Genomic DNA, 21,247 nt, shown 5'->3' on the forward strand with positions numbered 1-21,247 from the left:
AAAGGATCTACATTCAGTAAATATTCCCGCAGATGATGGCAAGAAAAAAGTCGATGGAATAGCATACAACATTCCAGGCAAAGCAAGTGTTATAGTGAAGTATAAAGATCAAATCATAACACAGGGCGAGCTACCTATTACACAATTTGGAGGAGTTGAGTTCCTTGCCCCAGCTTTATTTAATAAGAAAAGTAAAATTCAAGCTATATTTGACCCTATAACAGGTGGACTAATAAAGGTTGACCAAGAAGACTTATAAGTTAAAAAGCGAGTAGACACCTACTCGCTTTTTAATTGCAGCTTACTACCGCTATAGATTATAGTATAAGTTTCTCCCTCAATGGAAGAAAATTTTAATTGAGAATTCTTATATAAAACACTACAATCTCCCCCTTTACGAGAAAATATCTGAGCTTCAATGAGTTCACACTCTTTCCAAACCATTGACACTTCAAAATTACCTCTTGCCACTAGCCCAGAAATAGAACCAGTATCCCATGCATCAGGCAAAGCGGGTAATAGATGAATAAATCCCATATGGCTTTGCAAAAGCATTTCCATAACACCAGCAATTCCTCCGAAGTTCCCATCAATTTGAAAGGGAGGATGGGTATCCCATAGATTAGGTAATGTTCCACATTGCAACAGATTCTGAAACAACTTATAAGCATGATTCCCATCTAGTAAACGTGCCCATTGATTCAACTTCCATCCCATACTCCAACCCGTTGCAAAATCACCTCGATGTTCTAAAACAACCTTTGCTGCATCTGCCAATTGAGGAGTAGTTATAGGAGATATAGAATTCCCTGGGTGCAAACCGAATAAATGATTGACATGTCGATGATTATCATTTGGATCATCAATATCTTCAGACCACTCCATCAGCTGTCCATATCTCCCTACTTGATATGGAGCTAAGTTATTCAATACTGCAATCCACTCTTGACGATTATCATCATCTTCTCGTAATAACTTACTAGCTTCTATAGCATTGCTCAAAACTTGTCTAATAACAGCATGCACAAATGTAGCTCCTCGATCAATAGGACCATGTTCGGGTGACGTTGATGGTGCTGCTGAATACATACCATTAGGCATTTTCCACAAATAATCTACTGCAAAATTAGCACTCTCTTTTATTAACTCATACCCAGTTTCTTTTAAAAAATCAAGATCTTGAGTATAATCAAAATAATCCCATACATGAGTTGCCAACCATGGTCCAGCCATTGGATTAAAATTCCAACTCATGTCTTTACTAGATAAGGGTGCCGTAAATCCAAAGATATTAGAAGAAATAGAGGCAGTCCATCCTCTTGCATTATAATAAGACTGTGCTGTTACCTTCCCCGGTTTAACCAATGTCTTTATAAAATCAATTAATGGTGGAATACATTCAGATAAATTCGCAGTAGAGGCAGGCCAATAATTCATCTGAATATTAATATTATTGTGATAATCGACTCTCCATGGACCATCAATATTATTATGCCATAACCCTTGCAAGTTTGCAGGCATAGAACCTATACGAGAGCTGGCAATTAACAAATATCGTCCATACTGATAATAAAGTTCCTCAAAAGCTTTATCTAACTTTCCCTCTTTGTACTGAGCTAAGCGTAGATCAGTTGGGAGTGATGAAAATGAATGAATAGAATTTAGATCAATATGAACACGATTAAATAAAGATTGATAATCTTGGAGATGCTCATTTAGCATTTGATTATAATCCTGACCATTCAAACGAAGCAATCTTTGAGATGTTTTAATTTCTGGTGGAAGCCCAACGTATGTCTTGGGATCAGAAAAATCAGGATTGAAATTCATTTGATAATCTGTAGCTGCCGACAAGACAAATACAACTTCATCAGCATCGCAGATAGAAATACCATTCTCTATATTCTCATAATACCCACCAATAGGAATACATTTAATTTCTAGCGCAAATTGCTGATTATTATTTAGGAGTTCCCTTTTGAACAAAATACGATCACTACCTTTCTTTATACAAACTCCTCTAGACTCTGGATTTGGGGCATAGAATAGCTTAATATTCTGCTTTGCCTTCTGCTCAGAAGTATATCGAATAACAATAACACTATCTGGATAAGAGGCAAAATAGGATCGAGAATACATTGTGTTCTTCTCCTTAAAACTAACATTTACTACAGCTGAATCTAGAGAAAGAGCTCGCTTATAATCTGATATTTCTTTCTCTTCCAACCCTGTTTCAAGATACAGCTCACCCAGAGTTGTAAATGAACCAAATCGAAATGGAGATTCATCAGTCTCTTCATAAGCCGCTAAACCATTAAAATTATTTTCGGTTAACGTTCTTACCTTATCTAAATCTTTATCCATAAATGCTTGCCTGATGATAGGTAAGTATTTGGCAGATAGCTTGTTTACATTCCAGTAATAGGATGCACCATTAGCGGTGTTAGGACCACCCCGCCAAAGAGTTTTCTCGTTTAGAGTAACTCTATCAACGGAAACAGATCCCATTATATTTGCACCAAAAGAACCATTACCAATAGGTAAAGAGTACTGTTCCCATATAGAATCTGGATTCATACCCAGACCTCTATCCTTTATCCAGACTGATTGACCGCTTAAATCTGTCGGTTTATCAAACCAAATAGAATATTTGCTATGAGAATTTGTCTGAGCAAAACCAAAAGGAATAAATAGAAATAATAATATGATCTTAAAAGTGAGTGTCTTCATAAGTTGTTCGTATATGCTATATTACAAATATAAAGTAATATTCTCTCACAAAACGAACAAAGGTAAAAAGGATATTAAATTACGACTTAAGTTTATCTCCAAGGTTGAATAAATCTTGACCAGTAGGACTTTGGAATACTCTTAAATCAAATGTGGAAATAGCGGCCAATAGATGATCAAAAACATCTGCTTGAAGAGCCTCATATTCAACCCAATTGGTAGTATCAGAAAAGAAATATAGTTCAAGTGGTATTCCTGTTTCTGTAGGCTGTAGCTGTCGAACCATGCACATGAACCCTTCATTTCTATTCACCCCAGGTAATGTGCGTAAATAATTATTCAAATAACTTCTAAACACACCTAAGTTAGTCTGACGTCTCCCATTAATTAAAATAGAATCATTTACTTCTTGAGATGCATTGTGATTTAATATCTCTTGTTCTTTTTCAACAATATAATGTTTCAGTAAATCGATCTGCTTAAACTTTTGAAGCATCTCTGGAGTACAAAACTTCACGCTTGTCATATCAATATTTATAGATCTTTTTACACGTCGTCCTTTTGCATCAACCATTCCTCTCCAGTTTTGAAAGGAATCTTTTATTAAAGCATATGGAGGCAATGTTGTGATAGTTTTATCAAAGTTTTGGACTTTTACCGTATTCAAAGTCACTTCTATAACTGTTCCATCAGCATCATACTTTGGAACTGTAATCCAATCTCCTACTTTCAACATATTGTTGGCAGAAAGTTGAATCCCCGACACAACACCCAATATACTATCTTGGAACACCAACATCAATACAGCAGCAGAAGCTCCTAGTCCAGTAAGCAAATAACCTGGTTTTTCACCTATAAAAGTACTGATTATAATAATTACACCAATTACAAACACGATTGTTTGTCCTGTTTGAAGCAATCCTTTAAGTGGACGATCTTTAAATTCTTCTTTTCTTGAATACTGATCAAATACAGCAGCCATTAAAGCCATTATTAAACGTATAATTACTGCTATAATATAGACTTTACACAATCTCAAAAAGAAAGTAACAATACCAAGCTCTAAAGAAAATAAAAAAGGTATCGCTGATAAGAGTATAAAGGGAGTTACTAATTGGCAAACGCTCTTTATTATTCGTGGAGAAAGTATATTATAAACAAAGGAGTATTCTGGAATATTATTCCTAAACTTTTTCGAGATATTTAATATTATCTTTTTAATAACAGACTCTAAAGCAAAAGCAACTAAAGTTATTAGTAATAAAGAGATCATCTGAGAAAAAAACACAGCCCATGATTCGGACAATCCCCAGCTTAAAAATAAATCATTGATTAGCTTAACTCCTGTTTCCATAATAAAATAGTTTGATAAAATAAGTTTAATCGTCGTGTATCCGATCTACGAAGTTTTTCAAATCGGAACGAAGCCAATGATAAGCAAAAAGATTCTTAAAGCCAAAGTTTTTCTTCAAAGCCTGTTCTACATCACTAATACTATTTTGATAAGATGTTAATTCATTTTCATATTGAGTCTTATGCTGAGCTAATCTTTTAATATACCGCTCTCGCTGTTGACGGAGAATAGAACAAACTGGTCGGAGAATTTTTAGAACAACTTGATCAAAAAGATGATGCCCTTGTATAAAAAGGTATGTCGTCTGAGGTATTAAGCCTAATGACTCCAATTCTTTTCCGAGACGAGGTATTAAATCTATATTCTGAGGATAATTCCGTTCTAGCTCACTGAGTTTCTGTTCGACTTTACGCTTAATCCTATCCAACGATTTTTGAGGATCATTCACTTGAAAAGAATAAACTCTTGTCAAGTTATTAAAGTTATACATAGGAAAAGCACGAGTATCTCTTTGCCTTAAAAACAAGATAGTCCATAAAAACAATGGATATACTATTTCTGAATACTCACCTAGATATCGTTCAAAATCAAAGATAACCTTATCATTTAGTGTAGCTTGCACACAAACCTCATGCAAACTCTCTGCAAAGCAAAAATAATTTTCTATGGCATAAGCATAGGTATGAAAAATATATTGATTGGTATTTAATGCTTTTGAAACAGAGGTAGCTTCTTGTAGTAAAAAATCATAGTCGCTATCTACGCAAGCGATAAGACTTTCTCCAAAGTTTTCTGCTTTTATAGAATTCATCAAAACGATTTTCTTTCCTTTAGTCAATGTATTTGCTGAAGGAAGCATTACACGAAAGCATTTTGTTTCATCCTCAAACTCCTCTAATAATGTACGCCAGAAAGCCACATCATCATAACTCTCGACATAAGCTACAATTTGTTTGCGCTCCTTTTTTGAGTATAATTTATGAGCAGCTTTAAAGTAATCTGATGATAAATTTCCCTTTAGTGATAGAGCCATAACTCACTCTTTTAAAGTTGAAATATCACTCACTTCTGTTACCGCATCTAACCACCCCTCCATTATTACAGCAGGTGAGTGCGTAGTTAATATTAATTGTGCGTTAGGATTTAACTCTCTAATTATGGAGATTAATTTTTGTTGCCATTCTATATGTAAAGAAGCTTCTGGTTCATCCATTAAGAGGACAAAATGATCAAAATCTTGAACCAAAGTAGTTAAGAGAATCAGCAACATTTGCTTTTCTCCTGACGACAGCTGATAGGGTAAGAGTAATTTACCTCTCTGATTGAACACAATCTCGTTTCTTGTTCTATCTATTTTTTTATGAGTATAAGAAAACAGCTCATCAACAATATCTTGAAATCTTGTTTTATTATGAGCAATCTCTATCGCTTTGGCACGAACATCAGGATCATTACTACCTAAACATTCTATCATTCGGTTACCTACATTCACTTGATAATCCAAGTATTTTCTTTGCAAAAGATAAAGTTGCCAATCTAATTCAGATCGAACATTTCGATCGACTCTAGAGGTTACTTCTTTTACCATTAAGGGTCTATCATAACTCCTAATGACATTATAAGGTATGTACTGAGCTTGGGGGCTGTCAAAATAGACATTCACCCCCTCAATATCCTCAGTTGGAGTAACCTTTTCCCCTTCATGCTCTTCAAGGAAGCTAATAACTCGATTCAATATGGTTGTTTTCCCTACTCCATTAATACCTGCTAAGATATTAACGTCGGGTCGTAAATCCCATTTTACAGTTAATCGATTCCAAAGGTTTTTAATTTCAATTCTCTTGATATATTTTGCCTTTTCTTCCATAATGTAACAAGTTTAGGGGAAATATAAATTCCCAAAATATTTAGTAGAGATTCTAGAATCTACTTCTTTATCTCATTAAAATAAGTATCCAATAATTTTTTTGCAGCCACAAAAGAGGTAACATTTCCTTGAAGTACAGAATCTTCATATTGAGTAAGTATTTCTTTGATATAGCTATTATTATAGAAACTTGATTTTAAGGTTTCATCAATCGATTCATACATCCAGTACTTACTTTGCTGATTTCTATGATGATCAAAATACCCATTATCTTTAACGAAGTCCATATATTCATCGACCATATCCCAAATCTCTTTAACACCTAAGTTATAGAAACCAGAATAAGTAAGAACTCTTGGAGTCCATCCAGATTCAGGAGCTGGGAAAAGATGTAAAGCATTTCTGAACTGAGTTGCAGCCAAGTTTGCCTTATCAATATTATCACCATCAGCTTTATTTATGACTATGGCGTCTGCCATTTCCATAATACCACGCTTTATACCTTGAAGCTCATCGCCTGTACCAGCCAATTGAATAAGTAAGAAAAAATCTACCATAGAGTGAACAGCAGTTTCACTTTGCCCTACACCTACTGTTTCTACAAACACCTTATCATATCCTGCTGCTTCACATAAAATTATAGATTCTCTGGTTTTTCGAGCAACTCCACCGAGTGAGCCTGCTGATGGACTAGGGCGAATAAAAGATCTTGGATGAGCCGACAATGCTTCCATACGTGTTTTATCTCCAAGAATACTTCCTTTACTTCTCTCACTGCTTGGGTCGATAGCAAGAACTGCCAATTTGCCTCCCTTTTCCAAAACATGCATACCAAAAGAGTCTATTGAAGTACTTTTTCCTGCTCCAGGCACACCGCTGATACCTATCCTCACTGATTTACCTGAGTAGGGTAAACATTTTTCAAGAACTTCTTGAGCTATTGACTGATGATCAGGGTTTATACTTTCAACTAATGTAACAGCTCTACTAAGCATACTTACATTACCCTTAACTATTCCTTCTACATAATCATTTACAGATAACTCTCTGCGCTGTACACGTTTATTTCTTAAATAAGGACTAACAATTTCTGGTTGAGCTATCCCCTTGTTTACTTTAAGACCTTTGTACTCTTCATTATTTTCGGGGTGTTTTTCCATAACTTCTAAGATTCTAAGATTATATTCTAATGCTTAATTTCTATTACAGTCTTTGTATGATAGGGATCATTGGTAATCATTAATATATCCAAATTATCACTATCTGTCAACTGTTTTTTCTTATCTATTGTAATTTTCAATTTAGCTATTTCTCCGCTGTTTAAAGAAGCTTTATTTAATTTTAATTCTACAGCAGGGCTAAATGTCTGTAATTTCAAAATTTTAAGTTCCCCATTTCCCCTATTTTGAATCATTATTTGATCAGAAACTTTATTCTTATTTGCAAAATCAGCAACTAAGTTAAGTTTAGATTTAGTCAACTCCATATCAGGAATAGCTATACTTAAATCCTTTCTACTATCTGATAAATTAGGAATTAACGTAAATGAAAAAGGTATTCTATTATCGGTTCCAACTTTATCTCCAATAAAACGAGACAGATAAAGCTCGGATTTAAACTCTCCAAAATTAACAAGCAAGTCTGTATCCAAAGTAATATTAAAACTTCCTTTACCTCCTTTGGGAATATATAAATCAGATGCTTTAACCAGCATATAAGGAGGGGTATGCATTAATATGGGGGAATAAGGAGAATCTGTTTCATTAACTATATTAATAGTAAAATCAACTTTAGAACCAGCCAAAATATCACCAAAGTTTATAGAGTCTTTATCCAAACGAATACCTCCAATCTTTAACGGATGAGATTTACTAAAATCTGTTATTTCTCTTACAACCTCACCTTTAAAGTTTAGATATACTATGTCAGGAGTAGAATTGCTATAGATTTCAACTTCCTTATAAAACTCACCCAAAGCCTTAGCATCAAATTCTACACTAATGACTCCTTGCTTTCCCGGTTCTATCGGCATATTCGGCCAAGATGCAACAGTACAAGCACATGAAGAAGTAACATTTGCAATGATTAACGGGATATCACCTGAGTTTGTAACTATATAATCCACAGTTACAGGTTTATTCCACTCTATTTGACCAAAATCAAACGATTCTTTATTTGCAGTCAAACGTGCTTGAGCCATAAGCTGCATAGAGCTTACAAGAAGTAGTATTAATATGAATGAAACGCGTCTCATTAAGTTCTGTATTTTTTGTTAGTTTACTTACAAAAATAGTTTTTTTAATGTAACTATTCTAGTCTATTGTAAATAGTTTGGAATATCATTCTACTCTTTTGTTATTTTACATTTAAATAAGCACTTCCAGAGTGGCCAGATAATTCGGGTGCAAACATGCTTTGTATAGTAACAATTCCAGACTGATATTTACCTGTTCTACTTACATAAGAACGATTCTCAAGAATATAAGTTCCCTTTTTTAATGCATTATAAAAATACTGAGTAGATGCATCTCGTACGGCTACATAAGAAGGAACATGGTTTGGTCCAAAAAACAAAACACCCCAACGATAGCCTGATTGCGTATCCATTGGTTCTAAGCAAGCAGCTCTACTATCTTTGATAAATACTAAGTCTAAATCATTTTTTACTGTAAAGTTTATTCTACTTACTACTACATATCCTTTTTCTATAAAATCTCCCTCATTCAATGACTCTAGGACTCTCTCACCCTCTTTTGTTTTTTCAATAAAATATTGAGTGTTCACAGAAATATCTCCTTGATAAGATTCTATCTGATCTAATTTTTCGGTAAACGTTGCATATACCCCACCCCAAATTATTTGAGATCCTTCTTTTAATACAGAGATATTCGCTATTTGCTGTTTATCCACATTAAAAGTTCTCTTAACATAAGGGTTTTCACGGTTTACTTTTATCCATTCATTACCCACCTTTATTTCTATGCTAGAGTTTTCTATGGATATGTTTTCACCTAAATTAGAGATTGAAAACAAAGCATCATTTAGTAATAGCCCATTAATAAAGTCTTGTCTTTCTAACTTTTGAGCCAACCAATACTTCATTTGATTTAATAAGTTCTCATCTTTACTCCAAGCATATAAAGCTTTCATAGCTTCAATATGTGTTTCTACTTGATAAACTCTGTTTCTTTGATCATATTGTCTTCCACCAAAATGGGCTCCGTCTACTTGAGAAATTAACAAATGTTCTTTAATAGAATTAGCAAAGTGGTTAGCATTCTTTTTATCTCCATCCATTAATAAAATACGCAAAGCATTCGATTTTATAAGTAAGTCGCTTTTCTCCAATAATTCTGGGACATTCTTTACGACTTGTTGATTGTACAGCTTTTCTTCCTTTGTGAAAGGGAAATCAGGAGTACCTAAAGTCAAGAGAACAACCTCTAATTGATTGTTGTAGAGGTTTACATTGCTATTGTCAAACTTATAATACTTTAAAAGATATTGATATAAATAATGGCATGCATTCTCAAACATTTCTTTCGCTTCATATTCCAAGTCTTCTTTTAGCATATTTCCTTGCATTAAATAATGCAACGATTGAGCTATCGAAAATGTAATATAATAATTGGAATCCATTCCATTATACCAACTAAAACCTCCATCTGCATTTTGATACTTACCCAACTGAGATAACAAAGAGTATATAACTAATGGAGAAGTGTTTTCTATCGTCTTTATCCTAAGCTGAGAAAAGAGTTCTTTCTCCGTTTGAGATTTCAGATTCCAAGGAGACTCTTCCATTATTATATTCCGCAAAGATTCATTTTCGCTTAACATCTTGTATGAAGCTCCTGTTGACTGATCTAATTCAAAATACAAGGGATTTTCAGATATCAATTTATAGGCAATATTACTTGCCATTAGCTGCTGGATATAAGTTAAAGAACTAATACTTTTATCATTCCATATTCTCAACATAGGCTGAATAACAAACCATGTTGGATTTGCTGTAAACTCAATTGTTAGTTCTTTATTTTTAGCTGTTTCACTCTGCTTATTAAATAAGTCAGCTAAACTTATAGTTGATTTACCAGATTCCTGTAATATAACGGGCTTACTCTCTACTAAAGGTTCCTCATTTGATAATATAGGAATTATATGCTGCTCTCCATCACTAAATTTAGAGTTACTTGCTATTATACGAATACCTACAGCATCCAAATTATCCAATTTAGGTAATTCAAAATTCACACTTTCTTCAGACATCGAATTAACATTCACTTTTTGAGATACAGTATAAATTTGTTTCTCCGTATAGGGATTAAATAGCACTAATTGAACAGATACATTTTGGTTTTTGTCTCCAGCATTCTTTAGGGTAGAAGTTAAAATCACCTCATCTCCTATTCTTACAAAGCGAGGAACATTGGGTGTGATAGAGAATTTCTTTTCCGTAAATACAACATCTTCTATTTTACCTAAGTTCATTGTTTTTGTATGAGCTAAAGCTCTTACATTCCACTTTGTCAATTGTTCTGGTGCGGTAAAACTAATACCAACAATACCTTTTTTATTTGTTTTCAAGTGAGGTTTAAAGAATGCCAATTCACTAAAATTCGAGCGAACTTGTGAAGCACCCCCTTCTGCTATAGGAGAAGCCGCATCATTTACTACTATACTTTCTTCTAAGACCATATTATTTGCCTTAGCTACACTCCCTGTAAATACTTTATCAGTACGAAGATGATAATTTGTGCGAGTAGATGCACCTCGAATTCTTAATGGTTCAACATCGAAAAGAGACAGAAGGAAAAGCTCGTCAAATTTTAATACTTTTACTTCATAACTATTATCTCTAAACTGTGAAGAATACCATTCAGTACTAATATTTGGAGAATTGACATAAACTGAAGGAATCTGAACAATTGGATTTAAAGAGAAGTTGAATTGATTTCTATGGTAAGGTATTAATTCATCAAGGGATGCATCATACATTAATGCCATAACTTCAACTTCTATTGGCTTGTCATTTTGATCAAGCACCTCCAAAGACCATTCTTCCTTTGAGCCAGGCAACAACTTATCTCTAAAAGTCTTCCACTTCAATTTTAAATTTGATTCTTCTAAATCTCTCCTTATTTCAATAGTACGATTATACATCTTGTTATTCTTGAAATAAATGAAAGAAAGAATTATACCATCTTTATATTCAGCTTTATAATCTAATTTAAAGCTTTGATAGACTTTGCTCATGACTCTTTCTTCTGTCAATTTAACGCCATCTTGTGAATAGATATCGATATATACATAAGCACTTTCATCACCTGTTCCATAAAGAATCTCAGCAGGCGATGTAGTACCAAATGTAGCTTTTTTCACGTGTAGCCAATCACCACTTGACACAGGTACGGCATCTTCGTTTTCCGAATAGACAGCAAAGACTCTCTCTAGTTTACTAGCAATCCCTTCTCCTTCGTAAGTTATTCGATAAGTGGCAGTAGGAAGTACTGAAAAATCAATTAGTAACGAGTCATTAGCTACAAAAGAGCCTTGCTTTTCTGTAATATACTTAGCCTCTCTACCGACTGAATCTTCTACTCTTTCCAGAGTATAAGCACCTTTAGCCTCAACTCTTTTATTATCAAAATTCTTTGCATAAACAGACAAGTTAACAGGAGAGTTTTTCTCATAGACACTTTCTACTGAGTTATCTAGTTTATAAGAATCGGTACCTACTAAAAACTCTTTATGAGCATCTTGAGTTTCTCCTCCTAAGGAAGTTACTTTGATATTTACAGAATAATAGTCTTGTTCATTTGTTGTAGGAATTTTTAAATAAAAAGTCGCAGCATTATCTAATTCTATCTCATTATGAGTTAGTAGTTTTTCTTTTCCCTGAATTACAAAAAAACAAGGTCTAGGTAAAGGCATCATATTATAAGTAAAAGTTGAAACCTCTGCTTTAACACGTGCTTTATTGAGTAATGAACCACTGAAGCTATCTACTTTCCCTTTCAGTGTAATCGTATCACCCGCGGCATATTTGCCTTCAACTGGCAAAAACTCAATCGTAAATGTAGGACGTTTATATTCTTCTACTAAAAAGGAGGTATATCCGTTTCCTTTTTGAGAACGTACCTGCATATAACCAGGCAATACTTTATCTGGAAGATTGAAATCAATAGAAAATGTTCCAAAGTCATTGGTTTCAATTGCCTGCTTTAATAATTCAGCACCTGAATTATCACTAATAATTAATGTATCCCTATAGTTGGATACAACTTCAAAATGACCCTCTTGTTGCTGGAATACATAACCTTTTAATTGGACAGATTGACCAGGGCGATATATTTCTCTACTCATAAACATTTTCATCGCAACATTTTCATCTATATTATCTTCTGCTGCGTATGAGTTTCTATAGGGTATATAAATATTTTCACTAAAAAGATATTGCTGTCCTCTATAAACTTTAATTTCACTTATATATAAATCATCCTTGAGGTCATTTAAATTGTATGAAGCTCTACCCACTTCATTGGTTTCAATAGAACTAATATATTTATCCTTTCTCCTATCCATGAGTTCAATTTTAATATTGGAGATTGGATGACCAGACAATGCATCTACAGAGAAAAAATCAATACTTCGATTGTTTTTATAAGAAAAGTTCGATGTTATTATTTTAACATCGGATACATACAACCACTTATATTCCTCTTGAGTATTTTTACTTGTTGATAAACCGACTAAATAAATTCCTTCCTTATTGATTTTATAATCTATGGAATCTATCTTTTGTGATCTATACTCTGAATTATAAAGATTATCTAACTTATGGGTTTTTATTAATTGACAATTAGCTGATACAAACTGATTGTTTAATAAACTATCATCTGTAAATACCGAAACATCAGGCACTTCATAAATTTCAATTTTAGCCCATTGTGCATTTCGATAAGATAAGTCTCTAAAAATGATTTCATTGGTATGAATTCGAGAAGGAAAGTCCAACTGAAACGACTCACTCTTAACCTCATTCAGTAAATTCTTTAGAATATTTATTCTTGAGTAATTGGGGTATTTAGCAATATACTGTTCTGATAACTCAGCCACCTTTAGATAATTACCTTCTCTCTCCTTTGAATTCAACAAAATAACAGCCTTTTCATGAATAGCCTCAACAACTAGTTCACTATCCTGATACTCATCAATCAACAAATCTAGCTCTTGCAGCTTTTTCTCTCTAGAGCTATCATATGACTCATAAGGATGTACACGGTCATGTGTCATTCTCTTGATTTTTTCGAGTTTTAGAAGTAAAGTAGCCTCTCGATTATCTCTATATTCTTCTAAAGCCGCATCTATACTCATAGCAAAAGTCCAATCTTCATTTTGATAATTAAAAAGAGATTGCTCTTGAATAGATAATGTAAACCCAAAAAGAACATGGAATAAATCATGATTAAAGTATTCTCCAAAAGGATTTATCTCAATAAAAGGAGTATAGTCTTTAGCTGATTTCTTAAGCAAAAGATCTTTATCTTTAAAGATACGATAATACAAATATTTAAATTTCTCTTTAAATTGTTTATCCGACCACAAATCAATATTACTCAGCACAGAATCATTACTTATTACATCTGTCCGTTCGCTTATTGCAAATTGATTGTTTCGATAAAAATTAAAATATTCATGTAATAGAATAGCAGAAAGAATAGCTTGATCTTCTTTTTCTTTCGTATTTTGAAGCCATTCCTCTAGATTTTGGATACTCGATTTTTCTTCTATTTCCCCTATATACTCTTCTATCGTGTTGTAGAGCACATAAGCTTTGAAATAGTGGCCTATATCTTTACTATTCTTCGATTTCTCCATAATTTCAGACAACGATTCCATACTCGAACGAGGCAAACCTTTTTCTATACTAGCTTCATATTTTTCCCATAACTTCTTATATGAACTACTAAATGACATAGCTGTGAATGCTAAGCATGCAACAACAACAAAAGATAACCATTTTTTCATATTGTATAATAATTTCTTTATATCGATTAATGAAAGGCTTATATATATAAATATAGACAAAATCTTTCTATATAATGCACTTATATAGAAAAACCCCTAAAAGGACAAATCTTTCCTTTTAGGGGTTCAGTATTAATAAATATTAAGTATTTATTCTTTTATAGGAGTTGCTTCAAGAGCTACTACTAATAAATCATAGAATTTATCAACAGATTCAATATGAACTCGTTCTGCTGGAGAGTGAGGAGATTCTAGTGTAGGTCCAAATGAAATCATATCCAATCCTGGTACAGTAGCACCAATTATACCACATTCAAGACCCGCATGAATAACTTTTATGGAGGGTTCTTTCTTAAACAACTTTTCATAAGTTTCTTTCATAGCCTTTAAAATAGGCGATTCAATATTAGGATTCCAGCCTGAATAAGCTCCACTAAATTCAACTTTCATACCAGCCATACCAAAGCATGATTCAATCATCGTTGCTAGATACTCTTTCATAGAATCACTAGAACTACGAGTTAAGAATTTAACTTCAGCTTTTCCCTCTTTTATATCTACAATAGCCATATTAGTAGAAGTCTCAACTGTGTCAGGAATAGCAGGAATCATTCTTAACACTCCATTGTGACAAGCATAAATAGATGAAATTAAATTATCTTGTATTTCTTCAGGAACAACACCTTTCGGTAAGTCAACTTTGCTCGTCAATATTTTAATAGGTGTTTCAATAGCACCAAATTCTTCATTAAATAGAGTTTCACAGTATTCAGCTAAACCTTCTAAGTCTTCTAAATTATCTTTTGGTATAGTTAGTACAGCATGTGCTTCACGTGGAATAGCATTGCGCATATTACCTCCTTGCCAAGAAGAAAGGCGAGCTTCAACAGATACGACAGCTTCTCTTAAGAAACGTACCATTAATTTATTCGCATTTGCTCTACCTGAGTCTATTTCCATTCCAGAGTGTCCCCCTTTAAGCCCTTTTAAAACGACTTCTACAGCAACATCATCTGCATCAGGTTCAACTTCTTTGTATTGTAATGAAGCAGTAATATCTACTCCCCCAGCACATCCTATGAATAAATCACCTTCAGATTCAGAGTCTAAGTTTAATAGGATCTCTCCTTTTAATGTATCAGCTTTAAGACCAAACGCACCAACCATACCTGTTTCCTCATCTGCAGTTACAAGTACTTCTAGTGGACCATGTTTGATATCTTTAGATTCTAGCACAGCCATAGCAGCAGCTACCCCCATACCATTGTCAGCACCTAAAGTTGTACCATTAGCTCTAACCCATTCTCCGTCAATAATTGTTTCAATAGGGTCTTTTTCAAAATCATGAACAGTGTCATTATTCTTTTGAGGAACCATATCCATATGGCCCTGTAAGATTACACCTTTACGATTTTCCATACCAGGTGTAGCTGGCTTACGAATAACAACATTTCCGATATTATCTACAAATGACTCTAAGCCTAAATCTTTACCAAATTTTACGAGGTATTTAGTTATTTCCTCAATATGTCCTGAAGGACGTGGAATTTGTGTTAAGGCGTGAAAGTGTTTCCAAACAGCTTTTGGATTCAATGATAGTATTGTACTCATTTTTTAATAGTTTTTGTTGGATAAGGGAAGAGCCACAAATCCATAGGTTCCTAACAAAACTACTAAAAACGATTGAATAGTATGTACTATTAAAGCAAAAATTCCCGCATCTATTTTATCGACACCATAAAGCATCATCATAGTTATAACTGCAAAGTGCCAAGGACCAGCACCATTTGGCGTTGGAACAACCACTGCGAAACTCCCTACTATAAAGAGGGCCAAGCCAGCCAATGGTCCCAAATCAGAGGTAAAGGAGAAGCAATAAAACGTCAAATAAAAATGCAAGAAATAACACACCCAAATAAGTGCAGTAAATAGCCAATATAGATTTGCTTTTTTAATTTTTCGTAAAGCAATTACTCCCTCCCATATATTTTGTAAAATACCTTTTGCTCTATCTAGCAAAGTTAATTTTTTGGTTAGCCAATACAATAATATTATCACAGCTATAAAGCAGAAGATAAATATATAAAAGGAACTATTTGATAATAGTCCTTCGGCAGGAATTTGAATTCCTGTATTTTTTAAAAAAGCAAAAAAGTAATTTCCCTGCAATAAGATTGCTAGAAACAGAACAAAGAAGGCACAAGCAGAATCAACAAAGCGTTCAGCGACAACACTTCCTAGAGATTTCGAAAAAGAAACTTGATCATATTTGGTTAAGACTCCACACCGAGTAAATTCACCCAACCTAGGTACAACAAGATTCACAGCATAAGAGGTAAAGATAGCATTTACAGCATTGCTGCGTTTAGGTTTCACACCTAAAGGCTCTAAAGCAAGCATCCATCTCCAACCTCTTAGAACATGACTTAATACTCCAAAAAACAGAGAAAGAATCATCCAATACCAATTGGTCTCATTCTCAAGCACATTCCACACTTTATCAAAATCTAAATCTTGATAGATCCAATAAATAATACCTACCCCCAGACCAAATGCAATGAGTACTTGCATTGTATATTTTAAACCTTTCTTTGTTTCCATTTCTATTTATGAAGCTACAAAACTACTTATTTTATTAGAATTTACCCAAATTCTACTTGCTGCTATTCATGAATGATGATTTTATAAAGAGTCAATCTAAAAATATTTGTTCTTAAGAAGAATAAATATCACACCTTGTCCAAGCATACAAAACTTGTTTTCTTACGGTCATTAAGGAGATATTCTCACTAGTACATATTACCATCATGACACCGACATGTCATCATCATGTCGGTGTCAAAGCATGAACATATCGGTGTCAAAAATACTCTTGTCGTGTTTTAAATCATAATTCATTAATGAAATACGAGAATCACTTAGAGCTTTCATCATGGGCTTTTTCTAAACTAGTATTTATGACTAAAATCGTAGACAAAGCAACTCATTCGCATAACCCCACACATCCATACGCTCAACAATTTATAAAATCATCTAGAACAGAATATATCATCTATAAAGTTACAACAGTGATTATTTTATCGCCCTATTTAGATAAAATGAAGTATTATTTAATAATTGGTATGAATTAGGTTATCTTTGTCCCTGTTATTAATATATAGTAGAATCACTGCATGAAATTAGTCAAACCAAAAAAATATCTAGGACAACATTTCCTTAAAGATCAGAAAATTGCACAAGATATAGCGAATACTGTAGACCTTATACCTGAAATTCCTATACTTGAAGTAGGACCAGGCATGGGTGTGCTTACTCAATATCTTCTACCCAAAGAAAGACCTATTAAAGTAGTCGATTTAGATACTGAGTCTATATTTTATCTATATGAAGAATTTCCTGCTTTAAAAAACGACATCATTGAAGCTGATTTTTTAGCAATGGATTTAAATCAAGTTTTCGATGGAAAGCCTTTTGTCCTTACAGGCAATTATCCTTATAATATATCGAGCCAGATATTTTTTAAGATGCTTGACAACAAAGAGATTATTCCACTATGTACAGGCATGATTCAAAAAGAAGTTGCTGAAAGAATTGCAGCCAAACCAGGGAAGAAAACCTATGGAATACTATCTGTACTTATCCAAGCTTGGTATGATGTAGAGTATCTATTTACTGTCAGTGAAAAAGTATTCAACCCACCACCAAAGGTGAAAAGTGCTGTTATCAGTATGAAACGAAATAACGTTTCAGATTTGGGGTGTAACGAGAAATTATTTAAACAAGTAGTAAAAACCACATTTAATCAAAGAAGAAAAACCCTAAGAAACTCCATAAAGCCCATACTAGGTAAAAACTCCCCAATAACAGAAGATGATATTTTCATGAAACGCCCTGAACAACTCAGTGTAGAGGAGTTTATTAAAATAACAAACCTAGTAGAGAAAGAGCTACAAAACACATAGAGATAAACCATATGTAGTTAACATTTAAAAAAGGAATTAAGTCGTGAACCAAGAATTTATTGATCACATTAAAGCATTGATCAAAAACAAAGCACAATCCCAGCTTAAGGATGAATTGCAAAAGTTACACCCAGCAGATATTGCTGAGCTGTTAAATGACTTATCCTACACCGAAGCTAAAGATATCTATCGCTTACTCGACAATGAAATAGCAGCAGATGTTTTAGTGGAAATGGATGAGGATATTCGTAAAGACTTTCTAGAGCTTCTACCTTCGGCGACGATTGCTAAACGCTTTATTGATCATATGGATACCGATGACGCAGTAGACTTAATGCGTGATCTGGACACCGAAAAACAAAGCGAGATTCTTTCTCACATAGACGACGTAGAGCAAGCAGGTAACATTGTCGACCTATTGAAGTATGATGAGCATACTGCAGGGGGATTAATGGCCACAGAAATGGTAAAGGTGAATGAAAACCTTAGTATGCCCGAATGTCTAAAAGAGATGCGTGCCCAAGCTGAAGAACTAGATGAGATACACTATGTATATGTTGTCGATGATGATGATAGGCTTCAAGGTGTTTTCCCTTTGAAAAAAGTGATTACTTCTCCTTCTGTTTCCAAAGTGAAGCATGTAATGAAGAAAGATCCTATTTCAGTAAAAGTGGATACTCCCTTGGATGAGGTTGCACAAATCATTGAAAAATATGACTTAGTAGCCCTTCCTGTCGTTGATAGTATTGGAAGATTGGCTGGTATCATTACTGTGGATGACGTGATGGATGAAATCCGTGAACAAGCAGAAAAGGACTACCAATTGGCTTCGGGTTTATCTCAAGATGTTGAAACAGATGATAATCTATTTAAACAAACAAAGGCCCGTCTTCCATGGCTACTAATCGGAATGATTGGTGGTATGGGTAACTCCATTCTTATTGAAGGTTTTGAATCTACCCTCACTACAGAAATGTCTTATTATATCCCTCTTATTGGAGGAACAGGAGGAAATGTGGGAACTCAATCCTCCGCACTAGTAGTACAAGGATTGGCAAATAGTTCACTTGACTCAAAAGAAACAGTAAAGCAAGTATCTAAGGAAGCAGTAGTAGCATTAGTCAACGCAACTATAATATCTATGTTGGTTTATATTTTCAACTTTTTTAGATTTGGACCAACAGCTATCATTACATACTCTGTTTCATTGAGTCTTTTTTCTGTAGTAATGTTTGCCTCTATCTTTGGTACTTTAGTACCTATGACACTAGAAAGACTTAAAATAGACCCTGCAATTGCAACGGGACCATTTATTTCAATAACCAATGATATTGTAGGTATGATGTTTTATATGATGCTAACACGCTTACTATCATAAAATAAATTTATATATTCACAGAATAAAATTATATCATTTTCTTTAACTGATGTACAAAACAATAAATAGGCCGAGCCTATTCTCTTAAATGATTTTACAATGATGGATTCTCAAGAAAAGAAAGATGCTTTAAAAACTCAGAATACTCCAGAAAACAAAATAGACATGGATTCTGAGAACAATACTGAGAAAACTGTTTTTAATACAAAACAAGAAATTATCGACAGGCTAAGACTGCTATTAAATGATGCAGAGAACACTAATAAATCTGAGCTAGATACTCTAAAACAAGTTTTCTATAAGCTGCACATGCAAGAGTTAGCCGACAAACAAGAAAAATTTGTTCAAGATGGCGGGAAAGTTGAAGATTTTAAGCCTACTCCAGATCCACTAGAGATAGATTTAAAAAATTTAATAGATCAAGTTAAAGAAATCCGTCGTAAAATTGCTGTACGATCAGAGGAACTTAAAGAAGAAAATCTAAAAAAGAAAACAGCGATCATTGAAAAAATTAAATCTTTTGTGGATTCTCCCGAAGATGCTAACAATTCATACAAAGAATTTAAGGAGCTTCAAAATCAATGGAATGACATCCGATTAATACCACAATCTAAAGCAAATGAATTGTGGAGAACATATCAATTGTATGTTGAGCAATATTATGATATGCTCAAGCTAAATCATGAATTTAGAGAATATGATTTCAAGAAGAACCTTGAGCTTAAAACAGAACTTTGTGAGTTAGCTGAAAAGCTTGATGAAGAACCAGATGTTATCTCTGCCTTTCATCAGTTACAAAAGTTCCATCAACAATGGAGAGAAATTGGCCCAGTAGCCAAAGAATTGAGAGAAGATTTATGGGAGCGTTTTAAAGAAGCATCAACTGTAATCAACAAAAAGCACCAAGCTTATTTTGATGAAATAAAAGCTCAGGAGGTAGAAAACCTTAAGGCAAAAACGGAAATTTGCGAAACTATTGAAAAGATAGAATTAGACAAGCTAGAAAACTTTACAGATTGGAATAAAAAAACAGATGAAGTTTTAGCTTTGCAAGAGCAATGGAAAACGATAGGATTCACTCCTAGAAAAATGAACACTAAAATCTTTGAGCGTTTTAGAGCTGCTTGTGATCTCTTTTTTAATACAAAGGCTGAATTCTTCCAAGATGTAAAAGAAGAAATGGTCGATAATTTAAGTCAGAAAGAAGCTCTTTGCGAACAAGCTGAAGCATTAAAAGATAGTACAGACTGGAAAAAAACAACAGCTGATTTTATCAAGCTTCAAAAAGATTGGAAAAAGATTGGACCTGTTCACAAGAGCAAATCCAATATGGTTTGGAAGAGATTTAGTGCTGCCTGTGATTATTTCTTTGAAAAAAGAAATCAGCAAAATGCTGAACAACGTAAAGCACAAACAGATAATCTCGCTCTTAAGAAGGAAGTTATCACCAAACTTGAAGAATTAACTCAAGATGAAACTAAAGCTTCTGAAGTAAATGAAGAAGTTCACGAGCTAATAAAACAATGGAATAGCATCGGTCATGTACCTTTTAAAGTCAAAGATTCTATATATAAACAATACAGAGACCTTATTGACAAGCATTTCCAAAGAGCCAATAAAGGTCAGGCCCAGCAAAAAATAAGTAATTTCAAAACCATTGTAAGCTCTATACAAGAAGGAGGTAATGAAAATGCTCTTTACCGAGAAAGAGAAAAGCTAATGAGAAAAGTAGAAAGATTGAAATCTGATTTAGCGACTTACGAAAACAACTTGGGTTTCCTAACGTTATCTAGTAAAAAGGGGAATAGCCTAATTGAGGAAGTAACAAGAAAAGTAGAAAGATTAAGAACTGAACTCGAAGTGTTTAATAAAAAAATAGAAGTCATTGATCAATCTATCTTTAGAAAAGACGAAAAATAAAACTA

The 21,247-nt window shown here is 33.7% G+C and carries 14 protein-coding genes; 5 read left to right on the plus strand and 9 right to left on the minus strand.

Annotation, left to right across the window (positions count from 1 at the left end):
* The coding region (locus tag K8V80_RS00265) for a DUF4831 family protein (RefSeq protein ID WP_276774464.1) at positions 1 to 259 on the plus strand (259 nt) is incomplete at its 5' end.
* Between the two features lie 20 nt (positions 260 to 279).
* Here the strand turns inward: K8V80_RS00265 and K8V80_RS00270 are convergent.
* The 9 genes from K8V80_RS00270 to K8V80_RS00310 form a co-directional block, all read right to left on the minus strand.
* Positions 280 to 2,730, minus strand: a complete 2,451-nt coding sequence (locus K8V80_RS00270) for a glycosyl hydrolase family 95 catalytic domain-containing protein (protein WP_276774466.1) — start codon at positions 2,728 to 2,730, stop codon at positions 280 to 282.
* 79 nt (positions 2,731 to 2,809) lie between these two features.
* Positions 2,810 to 4,084: a mechanosensitive ion channel family protein gene (locus tag K8V80_RS00275; protein ID WP_276774468.1), complete on the minus strand. Its 1,275-nt coding sequence runs from the start codon at positions 4,082 to 4,084 to the stop codon at positions 2,810 to 2,812.
* 25 nt (positions 4,085 to 4,109) lie between these two features.
* A complete protein-coding gene (locus K8V80_RS00280) occupies positions 4,110 to 5,117 on the minus strand; it encodes a DUF4435 domain-containing protein (protein ID WP_006744089.1) in 1,008 nt (335 codons plus the stop codon).
* Positions 5,118 to 5,120: 3 nt separating this feature from the next.
* Complete coding sequence (locus K8V80_RS00285; RefSeq protein ID WP_276774473.1) at positions 5,121 to 5,951, minus strand: AAA family ATPase; 831 nt, start codon at positions 5,949 to 5,951, stop codon at positions 5,121 to 5,123.
* Positions 5,952 to 6,010: 59 nt separating this feature from the next.
* Positions 6,011 to 7,111 (minus strand): methylmalonyl Co-A mutase-associated GTPase MeaB, encoded by a 1,101-nt coding sequence (gene meaB, locus K8V80_RS00290; RefSeq protein WP_006744087.1) that lies wholly within the window; start codon positions 7,109 to 7,111, stop codon positions 6,011 to 6,013.
* A gap of 26 nt (positions 7,112 to 7,137) precedes the next feature.
* Positions 7,138 to 8,205 (minus strand): DUF1573 domain-containing protein, encoded by a 1,068-nt coding sequence (locus K8V80_RS00295; RefSeq protein ID WP_006744086.1) that lies wholly within the window; start codon positions 8,203 to 8,205, stop codon positions 7,138 to 7,140.
* Between the two features lie 101 nt (positions 8,206 to 8,306).
* A complete protein-coding gene (locus K8V80_RS00300; protein ID WP_276774479.1) occupies positions 8,307 to 13,982 on the minus strand; it encodes an alpha-2-macroglobulin family protein in 5,676 nt (1,891 codons plus the stop codon).
* Between the two features lie 150 nt (positions 13,983 to 14,132).
* Positions 14,133 to 15,593, minus strand: coding sequence for an aminoacyl-histidine dipeptidase (locus tag K8V80_RS00305; protein ID WP_276774482.1), 1,461 nt, complete (start codon positions 15,591 to 15,593; stop codon positions 14,133 to 14,135).
* Positions 15,594 to 15,596: 3 nt separating this feature from the next.
* Positions 15,597 to 16,583, minus strand: a complete 987-nt coding sequence (locus tag K8V80_RS00310) for a lysylphosphatidylglycerol synthase transmembrane domain-containing protein (protein WP_276774485.1) — start codon at positions 16,581 to 16,583, stop codon at positions 15,597 to 15,599.
* 356 nt (positions 16,584 to 16,939) lie between these two features.
* Here K8V80_RS00310 and K8V80_RS00315 point away from each other — a divergent pair, with 356 nt between their 5' ends.
* The 4 genes from K8V80_RS00315 (at position 16,940) to K8V80_RS00330 (ending at position 21,242) form a co-directional block, all read left to right on the plus strand.
* Entirely contained in the window at positions 16,940 to 17,113 is a 174-nt protein-coding gene (locus K8V80_RS00315) for a hypothetical protein (protein WP_276774487.1), read from the plus strand.
* A 42-nt stretch (positions 17,114 to 17,155) separates the two neighbouring features.
* A complete protein-coding gene (rsmA, locus tag K8V80_RS00320; protein WP_276774490.1) occupies positions 17,156 to 17,944 on the plus strand; it encodes a 16S rRNA (adenine(1518)-N(6)/adenine(1519)-N(6))-dimethyltransferase RsmA in 789 nt (262 codons plus the stop codon).
* A 43-nt stretch (positions 17,945 to 17,987) separates the two neighbouring features.
* A complete protein-coding gene (gene mgtE, locus K8V80_RS00325) occupies positions 17,988 to 19,322 on the plus strand; it encodes a magnesium transporter (protein ID WP_006744080.1) in 1,335 nt (444 codons plus the stop codon).
* Positions 19,323 to 19,421: 99 nt separating this feature from the next.
* Positions 19,422 to 21,242 carry a DUF349 domain-containing protein gene (locus K8V80_RS00330; RefSeq protein ID WP_006744079.1) on the plus strand — a complete coding sequence of 607 codons (1,821 nt, stop codon included), beginning with the start codon at positions 19,422 to 19,424 and terminating at the stop codon, positions 21,240 to 21,242.
* Positions 21,243 to 21,247 lie beyond the last annotated feature (5 nt).

Source organism: Bacteroides coprosuis (assembly GCF_020741705.1).
Taxonomy (GTDB): domain Bacteria; phylum Bacteroidota; class Bacteroidia; order Bacteroidales; family Bacteroidaceae; genus Bacteroides_E; species Bacteroides_E coprosuis.